This window comes from Westiellopsis prolifica IICB1 (assembly GCF_004323185.1).
Classification (GTDB): domain Bacteria; phylum Cyanobacteriota; class Cyanobacteriia; order Cyanobacteriales; family Nostocaceae; genus Pelatocladus; species Pelatocladus prolificus_A.
Genome location: NZ_NAPS01000001.1, coordinates 2,996,144 through 3,011,387, shown reverse-complemented (window position 1 = coordinate 3,011,387; position 15,244 = coordinate 2,996,144). Strand labels below are relative to the sequence as shown.

The following is a 15,244-nucleotide window of genomic DNA, read 5'->3' as shown; positions in this document are numbered from 1 at the left end:
TCTATCAAAACTAATGCGATAGAACACTAGCCTATAGTTCCTTTTTTGAAGAGGTTCACAACATGAAACTGCGGGAGTTAATAGCCAGTGTAGAAGGGATTGTGCATTTACCTGAACATCCAGCAATGGATAGTGAGGTGACAGGATTAACAACAAATTCCCATGCTACCAGTCCAGGAGATTTATTTATTGGTATGCCTGGAACACGAGTTGATGGCGGGGATTTTTGGCAAAGTGCTACAGCAGCTGGTGCTGTAGCAGCAATCATATCTCCTAGCGCCGCACAAAAACACCCCCCCAACCCAGACGCTTGTGTCATTATCGCCACAGACATGACAAAAGCCTGCGCCCAATTAGCTAAAGTTTTTTATGACTATCCAGGACAAAAACTCAAGCTTGTGGGTGTTACAGGTACGAACGGTAAAACTACAACCACCCATTTGATTGAATATTTCCTTCACAAAGCCAATAAACTTACGGCTTTAATGGGTACTTTGTATACTCGTTGGCCAGGGTTCACCCAAACTGCCATTCATACCACACCGTTTGCAGTTGAACTGCAACACCAGCTAGCAGCAGCCATCGCTGCTGGTAACGAGTATGGTGTGATGGAAGTTAGTTCCCACGCTTTGGCACAAGGACGGGTAATGGGCTGTCAATTTGAAGTTGGGGTGTTTAGTAACCTGACTCAAGACCATCTCGACTTTCACCGCGATATGGAAGATTACTTCGCGGCCAAAGCTTTGCTATTTAATTCTGATTATCTCAAAGGGCGGGCAATAATTAACGCCGATGATGCCTACGGACAGCGATTAATTACATCTTTAGATGCAAATAAAGTTTGGAGTTATAGTGTCAGCAATTCCACTGCTGATTTATGGATGAGTGATTTAAGTTACGAACCAAATGGTGTTAGTGGTAAACTGCACACACCAAAAGGTGATGTCGCTTTTCGTTCACCCCTAGTTGGTCAATATAATCTGGAAAATCTTTTGGCAGCAGTCGGAGCAATTTTACACTTAGGTTTAGATTTAGAATTGGTGGTATCTGTAATACCAGAATTTCCGGGTGTTCCCGGACGCATGGAAAGAGTACAGGTGAACCCACAACAGGACATCAGTGTGATTGTAGACTATGCTCACACTCCTGATAGTTTAGAGAACTTGCTCAAAGCTGCACGTCCGTTTATTCCTGGTAAGATGATCTGTGTGTTTGGTTGCGGAGGAGATAGGGATAGAACTAAGCGCCCAAAAATGGGTAAAATAGCAGCCGAACTAGCTGATGTAGCAGTAGTGACATCCGATAATCCCCGTACTGAAGATCCAGAGCAGATATTGCAGGATATTTTAACAGGAATACCGGAAACGATTCAGCCAATAGTGATCTGCGATCGCGCTACCGCCATTCGGAGTGCAATTTTGGAAGCACAACCAGGAGATGGTGTCCTGCTAGCTGGTAAAGGTCACGAAGATTACCAAATTCTGGGAACCGAAAAAATACACTTTGACGACAGAGAACACGCACGCGAAGCCCTAGAAGAAAAGCTAAGGGCTAAACCTTAGAGATTGGGGTCGGGGATTGGGGGAGAAGAAGGGAGACAAGGGAGACAAGGGGGACAAGGGAGAATTTTTCTTCTTTGTTTCTTCCTCTCCTTGTCTTAATCATTAAAGACAATTTATAAATACTGAATCGGCGTTCTTGGAACTAGAAGTGAGTAGTATAAAATTATTTCCCATCCCCCTACCAATAACAAATGACAAATGACAAATAACAAATGACAAATAACAAATGACAAATAACAAATGACAAATAACAAATGAATGTTTCTCTGGTTCAGGAACTATCAATATTCCAACTGGCTTTGGCTGGACAAACGCCTCCTTTTGTTTCGTCGGTGACTCCTGCTAGTCTGCTATCTCTGTTGAAGTCACAAATTGACTTATTAATAGAACAGCAGATACCAGCAACTTTATGGGTAAAACTACCTCCAGGAAAAATTTGGCATTCAGAAATTCAGCGCTATCAACAGCAATTGGATAATTCTGGAGTTGTTTATAATTGCCAAGTTGAGAGTGTGGGGAATACTTTGGTTGATGAGGAAACTCAGAGAAACACTCTCTCTATAATTTCACCGTCTCAAACCTACGGGAAACAGTCCCAAACACCTCTACAGCCTATTTACAAAATACATCGAGAGTATTTCTTAATAGTATTATCAGCCAAATTTTGCAGCTTAACAGTAGCTGAAAAAGCAATTAAAAATCAGAGAAATTTGTTGACTATTACTACTATTGAATCACAAATAATCCAGCAAGTATTAGATGGTATAAAACAAGCAATCGTGCCAGAAAAATATGCGATCGCACTAGATGATTTGATTTGTACTAGTACGCCTGAACCAGCATTGATGAGTCAATTGTTGACAAAACAACTACAACGACAGGATGAAATTAACCGTCAAATTATTTCTCGACGCATAGCTAAGATAGAACAACACAAACAAACACTACACCATAGTTTGCAGATCAAAGACGAATTCTTAAGCAATGTTTGTCATGAGCTGCGTACACCTCTGACACACATGAAGACTGCTTTAAGTTTATTAAATTCGCCTAGTCTGAAAAACCCCCAACGCCAGCGCTATTCGCAAATGCTTAGTACTCAATGCGATCGTCAAAATTCGCTAATTCATGGTGTCTTGGAACTGGTGCAGGTTGAGCATAACTTGGAAGCAATGCACTTAGAAACAGTACACCTTGCAGACATTGTACCTGGAGTAGTTAGTACCTATCAGCCCCTAGCACAAGAAAAAGGAGTTATGTTAGCCTACACCGTACCAACAGACCTCCCTGGTGTTTGGTGTGTAAGTGGAGGAGTTAGGCAAATTGTGATTCATCTGCTTTCCAATGGCATTAAATATACTCCCAAAGGAGGTCAAGTTTGGGTGCGGGGACGTCTCCAAGGTAATTATGTTCAATTAGAATTTCGTGATAGCGGTATCGGTATTGGCGAAAGCGAAATTACCAAAATTTTTGACCGTTTTTATCGCGTGCGTCCACTACCAATAGAAGATCCTGGTGGTGCAGGCTTGGGTCTCACAATTGTACAGCAACTACTACACGGATGTGGTGGCTCTATTTCCGTCAAAAGCAAACCTTCCGAAGGTTCCACTTTTACAGTCCAGTTAGCAGCTGTCCCAATAGGTTTTGCTTAGGGGAAAAAGAAAAAAGAAAATCCAAACCTTGACTACAAAAATGAACAATTGGTTTAACTCTTTAATCTTTGTTTCCAGCTTTACCATCGCTAAATTATCTATTTCAACCCAGGTTTTAGCTGTGGAAAATAAGCCGCAGTTTTCTCTACAAGAAATATCACAAATAACATCAGTTTCTCAACTATCTGACGTTAAATCTACAGACTGGGCATTTCAAGTTTTACAATCACTAATAGAACGCTACGGTTGTATTGCTGGTTATCCAAGCGCTACCTATCGTGGTAATCAAGCAATGACACGATATGAATTTGCAGCCAGCTTAAATACTTGTCTACAAAGAATGCAAGAATTGATTGCTACTGCTAAAGATAATTTAGTAATTAAAGAAGATTTAGCCTTACTGCAAAAACTACAAGCAGAGTTCTCCACAGAATTGGGAATACTACGCCGTCGAGTAGATGTGTTAGAAAGTAAAAACGCTGAATTAGAAGCCAATCAATTTTCAACCACTACTAAACTAGCAGGAGAAGTAATTTTTGCAATCGCTGGTGTTTTTGGTGAGAATGCTGCCGATAGTGATGACAATCGAAATAATAATCCAGAATTAGATGAAAACGTCATATTTGCCCAGCGCGTACGTTTAAATTTTGTAACTAGTTTTACAGGCAAAGATGGTTTAAATGTGCGCTTAGAATCGGGAAATATGACTGAGTTAGATGACAGCATTACAGGAACGCAAATGACCCGTTTGGGATTTGATGAAGATACAGATAATGATGTGGTCTTGGATGAAGTCTATTATTTTTTCCCTATTGGCGACAAGGTAAAAGTAACAGTCGCTGCAACGGAAATGGAATTAAATGACATTGCTGAACCTCTTAATCCTTTAGCAAGTAGCGGTAGCGGTGGTATTTCTCGATTTGGCAGGTATAACCCTATTTTACGGAGTGTTGACGGAACAGGGTTAGGCATCAACTATCAATTGAGTAAAAATACAAATCTTGGTTTAGCCTACATGACAAATGACGCCTCAGTGCCAACGGAGAAAAACGGGCTATTTAATGGAAATTACTCAGCACTAGGACATTTGACTTTTCAACCAGTTGATAATTTCGGTATTGCTTTAACTTACCTTCATTCCTACTATGCAGGAGGTGGCGAAAGTGGAGTGAATTTGACAGGTAGTACAGGTAGTTTAATTGCCCGCAGGCCATTTGGCAATGTTTCTACTACTGCGAATTCATTTGGTTTAGAAACTAGCTGGCGAGTTAATCCCAAATTTATTGTTTCTGGTTGGGTTGGTTATATAAAAGCAGAGTCTAGAGTCAGCGATGATGAAGCAGATATTTTGAATTATGCTGTAACTTTAGCTTTTCCAGATTTGGGAGGTAAAGGTAATTTAGCAGGTTTTGTTTTTGGGATGCCACCAAAAGTTACAGAAAGTAGCCAAATAGCCGATAAAGATACTTCTTTACATTTAGAAGCTTTTTATCGCCTTCAAGTCACAGATAATATTTCGATCACTCCAGGTATGTTTGTGATTACCAACCCCGAACATAATGATAATAATGACAGCATTTTTGTTGGCACTATTCGCACTAGATTTGAGTTTTAATTGATAGTTAAGTAAGTCGGCGGGAATAAACCTAACCATGTTACGGAAAGTAAACAAGCCTAAAATTCTTACTAATGACCAATGACCAATGACCCTTACGGGTTCGCCAGTCGCACCCTGCGGGAAGCCGCTTAGGCGTCTACATGGGGGAGACCCCCAAGACCGCGCTGGCTCACAAATGACGACCCCAACGAGTAGAGACGAGCCATGGCACGTCTCTACATTTGTTCCGACTTACTTATTTACCTGACACAGCCATTCAGTACCGTCAGGGAGCGTGTAGGTAGTTCACCATCCTATAGGAGTACAATGTCTGATTTGCCGCCCAACTAAAAGTAAACGCGCTACTTGTTCGGCTGCATTTGTTAACAGGATTTTAGTTTGGGCGATCGCCTCACTGAGTTGACAGGGGTGAGTTAAAATACTGTTGTAATAATCTATGCCTTGACGTAAATTGATCTCCGCATCTTTACCAATAGTTCCTACAAGGGCAATAACAGGCAATCTATAGCGTTTTGCTCGCTTTGCAACTTCGGCGGGAATCTTACCCCGTGGGGTTTGGTAGTCAATGCATCCCTCAGCAGTAATCACCAAGTCTACTTCCGGAATCAAATTATCTAATTCCAGGTACTGCATAACAATATCGTATCTTGGGTGTAGTTCTGCACCTATTAACGCGTGCAAACCCGTGCCTAAACCACCAGATGCACCACTACCAGGCATTTCTCTGACATCAATACCTAAATCGGTTTCAATGACTGCGGCGTAGTGTTCCAGAGCTAAAGCCATCTGTGCCACGATTTGGGGCGATGCACCTTTTTGAGGGCCAAACACCCTAGCAACACCTTGCTCACCACACAAAACATTATGCCAATTGCAAGCCACATCAATCTGTACCTGTTCCAGACGTGGATCTTTTTCAGAAAAGTCAATCTGTTTGAGTTTGATTAACTCACCACAACCCAACTTTAACTGCTTTCGGGCATCATCTAGTAACTTCACACCCAAAGCTTGCGCCATACCAGCACCTCCGTCATTAGTGCCAGAATCACCACAACCAACTAAGATGCGCTGTGCGCCAGCATCCAACGCCGCTTTAATTAACTCACCAACACCATAGGTCGTTGTGATCATCGGGTTCCGCATATTTAAGGGTACAAGACGCAACCCCGCCGCCGCAGCCATTTCCAAGACAGCAGTTTTCTGAGTTGTTCCCCCAAGAAAGCCAAAGTAAGATTGCACTTTTTGTCCAATCGGTCCAGTAACATCCAGGTAATGTAGAGTACCGTTGGTGGCAGCCACTAGAGTTTTAGTAAAGCCTTCACCTCCGTCAACTAAAGGAGCTTTGCGAATAATAACATCCGGTAAAACTCTCAAGATACCTGTAGCAATACAATCAGCTACCTGTTCTGCATCAAGACTTTCTTTAAATCCAGATGGCGCAATGAGAATTCTTAATGTCATGGCTGTTTTGTTTATTTAAAAAAAGTGTGAGCTTGACAAGAAATTTCGTTTCGCAAATCTTTACCAGATAGACTTTTTATCTATCGCTTCTGTTTGCGACGCATTAGAGAAACTCAGTCATTCACACACGCGCTTCAGTTAAATTACGGTCATTACCAAAGTTGATTGGTAATACTATTTGCACGTAAGTACCTTGTTCCGGCTCGCTTTTAAGAGTTATTTCACCACCGTGTTGTTGAATGATGGCTTTGGTTAATGCCAACCCCACACCTGCTGTCTTACCGTTTTCGCTGGTTAGTGGTGTAAAAGCTTGCTCAATCAATCGTTGCTTGATACCTTTACCGTTATCACCAACTTCGAGTTTCAATTCCGTACCATCTTGACTGATGGTAGTTCGCATTCCCAGACGTCCACCCTCTTCTGGTAATGCATTTAAGGCGTTGCGTATCAGTTCATCCAACGCAGAACGCAATTTCAAACGATCCACCACGGCATAATTGACTGCTGGATCAATGTCAATTTCAATACTGACTGCTCGCTCGATTAATTCCGGTTGAAAACGCTGGAGAACTTCGTAGACAAGAATACGGATATCAGTGCGAGCTAAATTTAAATCCAAAGGAAAGCCAAATTCAGCGATGCGCGAAACAGCTTGTAAAAGTAAATCCAGTTGGGCGATTAATGCTTTTTTATCTTCAATGGTGTTGTCATGACTTAAATTAGCGACACGCGATCGCAACTGTGACACCATCTGATGCAGCATTGCTCGCGACGACATTTTTTGCCAGTGTGAATCTTTTTTGAGATCACTCATCGGAATAGCGGCAAATTCTACCACTTGCTGACGGGATGCCATCTCCTCTAACATCTGGTTATAAGCTTGAGCGATCGCACCAAACTCATCAGTTCGTTCTTCATCTAAGCGACGTTGCCAGTTACCCCGCTTTGCATCGTCCAGTGCCAGTTTAACCTCGCGCAAGGGTGTGAACAAGTCAGAAGCGAGATAACCTGCCAGCAGCAATACCAAGGAAATCGTTCCGAAAGCAACAATTGAAAGGGCTAATTGAGCTGTTCGCCTAGCATTTTGAACTTGCGTTCTAATCACTCTGCGGTTTTGTCGGTCAGATTCTATTGCTGCTTCAGTTACCTTTTCAAATTCCTCAAGAACTCCTTCTTCTACGTAGTCGTCCAGTAGAATTAAAGCCTCCTTGTAACGTCCAGTATCAACTAAGTCGAAAACTCTATAAGCCTCTTTTAGTAAGGTTTCATAGCTATTGCGGACTTGCTGCACTTGTTGACGTTCTTGGTCGTTGTGGGCTAACGCTGTCCACTGTTGGAAGTCTGGTGTAGTTACTGCAATCAATTCCTCAAACTCTTCTCGTGCATCTTGATCACCGCCTGTAACCGAATCTGGTAGTTCTTTAAAAGCACGAAACGTCGCTGCTTGCACTTCCTTAACCAGTAGGCTGCGCTGGTAGTGTTCATCAAGTCGCTTTTCACTATTTCTCCACTTGTGGAGTGTCCACGTTGTCATTCCAGCTGTTACTAAGGTTAGTAACGCCAAGCCACCAAAGGTTGTGAGGAGTTTTTGTCGCAGGTTCATCTTTCCTCCGCAAGATAGGAGTTAGAAGTTCTAGAAACGCACTATTTGAAGCGTTTGTACTATTTACAACGCCAAGCCCAGCCAGCGCCAGTAACCGTAGTAGAAGATTAAAATTAGCCCTAAGTGAACTAGTAGCATAACTGAACTCAGACGCAGCAAGTCTGCTCCTTTGTAGGTTTCGCCGTCGATTTCTTGGAACATCAACAAAGCTTTGGAACTCACTGGAAAGGTGAGACAGTAGTCCATCCCTACGGTGCTAATGAATAAAACCGCCGTCGGATTTAGCTTTAAGCTGGTTGCTAGGTACAAAATTGCTGGTACTAACGCTGCTGCACGGGCAGTATGGGATGTCATATATATGTGGGAAGTGAGGCAAATGAGCGTCAGTAGCAATAAAATCAGCAAGCGAGATTCAGCGTTGACAATACCGCTGATGCTGAATAGGTTATCGATAATCCACTGTGCCGCACCAGTCTCGATTAATGCTTTTCCTAACACTAATGCCGCACCAACAAAGATAATTAAATTCCAGGAAACGGCTTTCAGTGCATCTTTCCATTTCAAAACCCCGATTTTGGGTGCAGTTAGCAACAGCGCACCTACTACTGTGACAGTGGCTATCTCTAACTTGTGCCAGCTTTCTGTTAGCCACAGTACTACCATCATTGCCACAATTATCAAAGTAGCCCATTCTGCTTTGGAAAGGGGTTTATTTTTGGAAAGGGGTAGTGTAATGGGACGTTGCAAGCGCTTTTTGTCTAAAAACATTCGCATAATCACCCAGCAGGAAATATAGCTGGCGATAATGCCAAAGGGTGTACCGTAAACCACCCACTCCGTAAAAGAAATTCGTTGTTTAGAAATTTGATAAAGCAAGTCATTCGCGATAAGGTGCGAACCTGCGGCAATGATTGTACCGATGGTGGATACTAGAATCACCGTTGGCATGAGTATGGCTATTGCTTTGGTAATCCGCTTGTCATTGGCAGCATTAGCGATACTGTGAAAGATGGGAATTACCACTGCTGCTCTTCCAGAAGTTGAGGGAATAAAGAAAGACAGTGGAATAATCATCGTTGTCAATAACCAGAGGACACTACTAACAGTTCGCGCACGGGAAACGACAAGTTGAGCAAATCTAGCGGCTAAACCAGTTTGCTGCACCGCACTACCCAAGATAAACGCACCTATCATCAGCCACACCACATCGGAAGCTAAGGATTCATAAAGTTTTTCTTGGGGGACACCACCTGTTAACACCAGCAAAATTACTGCCACTAAAGCAATAAAAGCAGCGTTGATAGATGTGGTTGACCACAAAATTACCGCGAGCGCAAACGCAAATAATGACAACCTTGCATTGGTGGACAATGATTCTGGCAGTAAGACAGCCACGCTAGTGACTGTTGTCAGCGTTAGTGGCAGTATGGCATTGACAACCCAACTAAATCCTTTTTTGCGAGTCTTCGCAACTTTGGTGGAAGTACCTTTAATACTTGTATTTATTTCAAAGTTGCTCCACACGCTTGATGATTTAGCTGTGCTACCGCCTATTTTGCCAGAGGTTGCTTTTGTCATTTTTGATCATTGGACGCAAATCAATAGATTTAGCAAACTTGAACTGTATGGTTAATAATTTAATTTTTTGCTTACTTAACTTTATACCTTATTTAAGCAGATGTTAAATTCCTTTTAACTTGAAAGAAAGTGCGTACTTATGATAAATATAACTACATTTATAAGTACAAAATTGTGATTTTCATTCGCAATAGTTGCAAAATTTCCTTTTTTTTGAAGATTTTTGTGGCTTACTTTGATCAACATGTGATTTTTAACACATTTATATAAATGTATTTTTTATTACAAATTATCTAACATTTAATACTAAAAATATGAAAAAATTCTCATGTAACTTTCATTATTTTTTCATGATAAATTTCTCATAAAACTGATAGTTAAAAGCCGAAAATAGCTCTCTCTACTACTACTGGATACTGGAAAATTAATGAACGTATTCAGTGCATCATAGAAAACTACCTTTACACAACAACCTACCTGAATTGGGGTACAAATTAACCACTAACAACCAATCACCACCAAGCAACAACCAACAAATAACAATATTCACAGATGCATATGTGGTGCGATCGCGGTAGTTTGGTTACTAACCGCTTAAAATGAATAATTTTTAATGAATCAAAGTTTAACTGTTGTTCCTAATCAAGAGCATAGCAGCACAGAAAATCCTGTTGTTCAGCAACAACAGCTATCTATCAAGCAACTCATCATCCTGAGTGTAGAGTTAATTTTAGCTATACCCTTTGGTTTAGTTCTATCTCATTTCAATTTTGGCGCTATTGCTTGGATTTTTGGCGGAATCATTTCTGGTGCGCTAGTCTTCCAGACATGTCGGGTTTTTTATAATTATTTGCCTAAACCTAACCGCGCTGCTAGACAGGTGGGAATGATGTTGGTAGGTATGACTATCGGTGCTTCTAATACCCATGCTAATTTAGCCAATATTATTGCTGGTGTTCCAGTTTTTGTTTTCCTCACCCTGTTTCTCATGCTCTGTGGAGGTTGTATTGGCTACATTTATTCTCGTTTGAGTAAAACTAATCTTTTGACATCAATGCTCGCTACAGTTCCTGGTGGTGTAGGGGTAATGTCAGCTATTGCAGCAGATTACAACAAAAATGTAACTTTGGTAGCCTTAGTACAAGCGCTGCGAGTCACAAGCGTAGTTTTTCTCATTCCCTTAATAGCCAGAGTTACAAATCATACCTCTATTCAACCGCAAATATCCTCTACTCACGAGCCATATTCTCTAGAGTTACTTTTGTTAGTATTGTTAATCAGCACATTAGCAGTTTACATAGCTAAATTATTGAAAATTCCTGCGGCTCCTTTTTTCGCGTCATTATTAGTCGGAATGACATTTAATCCAATTCTCCATTGGTTACCTTTAGAAGGTGATATCTACTTTACTCCACCACTGTTGACCAAATTACTGGGTCAAACGCTGTTGGGAATTACTATTGGTGAGTATTGGGGTGAAAAACCAACTTTCCAAAAACGAACTATAGGATACGCCTTTATCTCAGTTGCAATGACTCTTGCTGCTGGGGTAGCTGCAACTCTGCTGGCGATGCAATTAACCTCTTGGGACTGGTTAACTTGTTTTTTGGTAACAGCACCAGGAGGATCTGCGGAAATTATTTTAGTTGCTTTAACACTAGATCATAATGTCGAAATTGTGACAGCAGGTCATGTGATACGACTAATTGCTATTAATAGTTTCCTCCCAATTTGGATATTTTTATTTCGCCATTTTGAAAATAAACAAGATAGAAGAGAAATGGTATGAAAAAATCGCTATAGCATTAGGACTAGCCATTTCAAGGTGTAATGTATTTTTCTTGGTATCTTAGTGTCTTAGTGTTTCAAAAATGAATTTGTTAACCACTAAGACACCAAGACACGAAGGTGAAAAGCCCAAAATTAAGGAAATTTTTTGAGGATAAACCAGATTCATATATGATGTTCAAAAGCCCGCTGCGTTACCCTGGTGGCAAATCCAAAGCACTAAATACAATTATTAAATACTTCCCAGATAATTTTTCGGAATTTCGCGAACCTTTTGTTGGGGGTGGTTCTATATTTATCTATCTCAAACAAAAGTTTCCAGACCGCAAATTTTGGATTAACGATTTAAACCCTGAATTATATTATTTTTGGAAAATTGCTCAATCAAATTTACCTCAGCTAGTTAAAGAAGTCCGTCAAATAAAAGATCAATATACAGACGGTAGATTATTATTTCAAGAATTGAGTAGTATAGAAGATACTAGGACTTTAACTGAACTGGATAGGGCAGTGCGTTTTTTTGTCCTCAATAGAATTACTTTTTCTGGCACTGTGGAATCTGGTGGATTTTCGCAAGAAGCTTTTCATAAAAGATTTACTGATTCTTCTATAGAACGTTTAGAAAAATTAGAAAATATTCTCACAGATGATATAAAAATAACTAATTTAGATTACAGTCAACTTTTAACCACAGAAGAAAAAGACGTATTTTTATTTTTAGATCCTCCTTATTTGATGGCGACAAAATCAAAACTCTATGGTCGAGGAGGTAATTTACATATTCATTTTGACCATCAACAATTTGCTGAGATAGTAAAAAAATGTCATCATAACTGGCTGATAACGTATGATAATTCTCCTCAAATTCGAGATAATTTCCAATCAAGGAATGTCTGTGAATGGGAATTACAGTATGGAATGAATAACTATAAACAGAGTGGAGCAGCAAAAGGAAAAGAATTAATCATTACTAATTACCAACACAAACAAAAAATAGAGAAAACATTAACCTTATTGGGTTCTAACTGATAACTCAATACGGTTCAGATAAGCGCACAATGCTTTGTACCAGACGCGATATATCGCGTCTGGTACAAAATTTATGTCTATCTTGATTAACTCATATCTTGCATCAGCTTTTCATCCCGCCAACAAATAAATTTATTGGCTAATAGCTAAAGTCAGATAAACCTGACTAGGACGATGTTTGAGTCAGTTTTAACGGACTTATGTTATTAGCCTCAGAATTAATTCTGAGGCGGGATACGGGGTTGGTGCAAGATATCAGTTAACGTGAAATGGTATTAGGCGCATTTTTTTGATCTAAATTTTTCACGAAAAACATGATGACAGCGCCTAACGCGCCCTACTTAAGATTTACTCGAAATTTCTTGTTTCAACTAAGAAGTTTCTCGGTTCAAACCCAAAGTTTGAGGTTCTGAAGATGAAGTGTAATGTTTTGGGAGTCTTAGACCTCTTGCAAAAGTCGAATGAACCCCCCTCAATCCCCCCGTTCACGGGCTGCGGTGTACACACAAGTCTTATAAAGTTGCCTAGTGGCGTTTTGATCCCCCCTAACCCCCCTTAAAAAGGGGGGAATCAGAATCAAAGTCCCCCTTAAAAAGGGGGATTTAGGGGGATCAGAGGATTTGTGTGTACACCGTAGCGTTCACGGGGGGAAGATTTAGTTCCCTCCCCGTTTACGCTTAGGGTTAGGGTGGGGTAAAAATATTTTTGCAAGAGGTCTATTGTCGTGAACAAAGCTCCCAGACTTTTTCAAAAAATCGGGGAGCTTTTTAAGGATCTTGTTTTGATCTTGCTCAAATAGAAAACAATCTGGCAAAATAAGCACAGCAAAGCCAAATCCTCTGTGCCAGGTCATAATTTATGCTTCCGGCTGACACAATTCTCCGTAATCGCTACAAAATCATCAGACTCTTGGGAAAGGGTGGATTTGGTGAGACTTATTTGGCAGAAGATTTAGATATACCCACCAATCCCAAACCGAAGTGTGTTGTTAAACTACTCTCTCCTCAAAACCGCAATCCTCAAGTTTTGCAATTTGCTAAAGATTTGTTTGACAGAGAAGCCGAAATTCTTTACCGTTTAGGACAACTCAGTGACCAAATTCCCAAGTTATTTGCTCACTTTGAGGAGAACGGAGAATTTTATTTAGTTCAAGAATTTGTTGATGGGTATGACTTAAGTACAGAACTGACACCAGGGAAGCAGTTTAGTGAAGCAGAAGTGGTGAAACTGGTACAGGAAATTTTAGAAGTATTAGCAGTTGTTCACCAACACAAAATTATTCACCGGGATATTAAACCGCAGAATATCATGCGTCGTCGTCAAGATGGCAAGTTAGTGCTAATTGACTTTGGCGCAGTCAAAGAAATTCAAGGAATGACAATCAGCCAAGGACAAATAACTTCTACAGTTTGTATTGGTACTCCTGGCTATATGCCAAATGAACAAGCCAAAGGTAAACCCAATCTTTGTAGTGATGTTTATGCAGTGGGAATGTTGGGTATCCAAGCACTGACAGGAATCAATCCTCATCAATTGCCAGAAGATTCTACCACAGGCGAAGTTATCTGGCGGCAGTGGACAAATGTCAGTGATAGACTGGCTGGGGTTTTAACCAATATGGTACGCTCTAATCATGGTCAGCGTTATCAAACAGCACAAGACGCGCTGCAAATACTAATTCCACCACCACCTCCTCCACCTCCAACCCCACAAGTACCGCGACGAAGAATAATTCAAACCTTGGGTTTAGTGGGTGCTGGTTTTGGTTTAGCAGTTGTGGGAGGACGGTTACTTTCCAAAAAATCAGAACCTAATCCCAATGTCTCAGATACACCAGGGTTCTCGCCAACGTCTTCGCCAACCCCAAAACAGTTAGCCACTTCACAGGGACTATCTCTACAAACCTTTCCATTTGAAACCGTCACCGTCGATGCAACAGGAAACATCACCAAACATGACGACCATCAAGCAGAATACTTTGTGGAAAACTTGGGGAATGGCCTCACCTTGGAAATGGTGCGGATACCAGATGGTAAATTTCTCATGGGTTCACCAGCAAAGGAAGCAGGAAGATTTGACAATGAAGGGCCGCAACATCAAGTAACAGTTCCTGGATTTTTCATGGGTAAGTATGAAGTTACCCAAGCACAGTATCAAGCAATTATGGGTAATAACCCTTCCAGATTTCAGGGGGAAAAACGACCTGTAGAACGAGTATCTTGGAATGATGCTGTAAAATTCTGTGAAGAGTTGAGTAACAAGACAGGACGCACTTATAGATTACCTAGTGAAGCAGAATGGGAATATGCAGCTCGTGCAGGAACCATTACACCATTTTATTTTGGCGAAACGATTACCACTGCTTTAGCAAATTACAATGGAAACTTCACCTACGCTTCTGCACCAAAAGGTGAATATCGTAAACAAACAACAGATGTAGGAATATTTCCTCCAAACTCTTTCGGTTTATACGATATGTGTGGTAATGTATGGGAATGGTGTCTAGATGAAAATCATAATAGTTACAAGGGAGCGCCGACAGACGGTAGTGCGTGGCTTGATGGTGGCGATTATATAAGGGTGCTGCGGGGCTGTTCCTGGAACGACAATCCTGGACTCTGCCGTTCTGCGTCTCGCAGCAGCAACAATAGGGCGGGGCGCGGCAGCTTCAACTTCGATATTGGTTTTCGTGTTGTCTGTGCCGTTGGGAGGACTTCTTAGCCCTTTTTCCTCTCGCACTTTTACCCTTTACACTTCTTATTCTTTTCTCTTCTTCCTGCGCGAAGCGCTTTAAAAAATTTTTCAAAAAATCGGGTGTCTTTCTCTACAGATTATCATACACTATTTCTAATCAGTTTTCTCACTTTGTTGAGAAACTGAAGATGGGATAGGCAACTTTAGCAGGACTTACGCAAAACATAATGAAAGTAGAGGTAATTCATGAATTACCTCT

Annotated in this window: 9 protein-coding genes; 6 read left to right on the top strand and 3 right to left on the bottom strand. The window is 40.9% G+C overall.

The features are described 5' to 3' along the window. Positions 1 to 62: 62 nt before the first annotated feature. The 3 genes from B4U84_RS12410 to B4U84_RS12400 all read left to right on the top strand — a co-directional run bounded on the left by B4U84_RS12410 (position 63) and on the right by B4U84_RS12400 (position 4,829). The gene (locus B4U84_RS12410) at positions 63 to 1,562 is read left to right on the top strand and encodes a UDP-N-acetylmuramoyl-L-alanyl-D-glutamate--2,6-diaminopimelate ligase (protein ID WP_131118205.1); all 1,500 of its coding nucleotides are present in this window, start codon (positions 63 to 65) and stop codon (positions 1,560 to 1,562) included. 254 nt (positions 1,563 to 1,816) lie between these two features. After that, entirely contained in the window at positions 1,817 to 3,214 is a 1,398-nt protein-coding gene (locus tag B4U84_RS12405) for a DICT sensory domain-containing protein (protein WP_017313019.1), read from the top strand. A 40-nt stretch (positions 3,215 to 3,254) separates the two neighbouring features. After that, a complete protein-coding gene (locus B4U84_RS12400) occupies positions 3,255 to 4,829 on the top strand; it encodes an iron uptake porin (RefSeq protein WP_131118202.1) in 1,575 nt (524 codons plus the stop codon). Positions 4,830 to 5,117: 288 nt separating this feature from the next. Here B4U84_RS12400 and B4U84_RS12395 read toward each other — a convergent pair whose 3' ends face one another. From B4U84_RS12395 to B4U84_RS12385, 3 genes are all read right to left on the bottom strand, one after another. Next, a complete protein-coding gene (locus B4U84_RS12395; RefSeq protein WP_131118198.1) occupies positions 5,118 to 6,293 on the bottom strand; it encodes a glycerate kinase family protein in 1,176 nt (391 codons plus the stop codon). A gap of 121 nt (positions 6,294 to 6,414) precedes the next feature. Next, complete coding sequence (locus tag B4U84_RS12390) at positions 6,415 to 7,896, bottom strand: sensor histidine kinase (protein ID WP_131118195.1); 1,482 nt, start codon at positions 7,894 to 7,896, stop codon at positions 6,415 to 6,417. A 63-nt stretch (positions 7,897 to 7,959) separates the two neighbouring features. Then, positions 7,960 to 9,474, bottom strand: a complete 1,515-nt coding sequence (locus B4U84_RS12385) for an SLC13 family permease (protein WP_131118192.1) — start codon at positions 9,472 to 9,474, stop codon at positions 7,960 to 7,962. 613 nt (positions 9,475 to 10,087) lie between these two features. On the opposite strand from B4U84_RS12385, the gene B4U84_RS12380 reads away from it, so the two are divergent. From B4U84_RS12380 to B4U84_RS12370, 3 genes are all read left to right on the top strand, one after another. Continuing rightward, positions 10,088 to 11,263, top strand: coding sequence for an AbrB family protein (locus B4U84_RS12380; RefSeq protein WP_131118189.1), 1,176 nt, complete (start codon positions 10,088 to 10,090; stop codon positions 11,261 to 11,263). 173 nt (positions 11,264 to 11,436) lie between these two features. Continuing rightward, entirely contained in the window at positions 11,437 to 12,291 is an 855-nt protein-coding gene (locus tag B4U84_RS12375; protein WP_131118920.1) for a DNA adenine methylase, read from the top strand. An 858-nt stretch (positions 12,292 to 13,149) separates the two neighbouring features. Beyond that, entirely contained in the window at positions 13,150 to 15,012 is a 1,863-nt protein-coding gene (locus B4U84_RS12370; protein WP_131118186.1) for a bifunctional serine/threonine-protein kinase/formylglycine-generating enzyme family protein, read from the top strand. Positions 15,013 to 15,244: the final 232 nt, after the last annotated feature.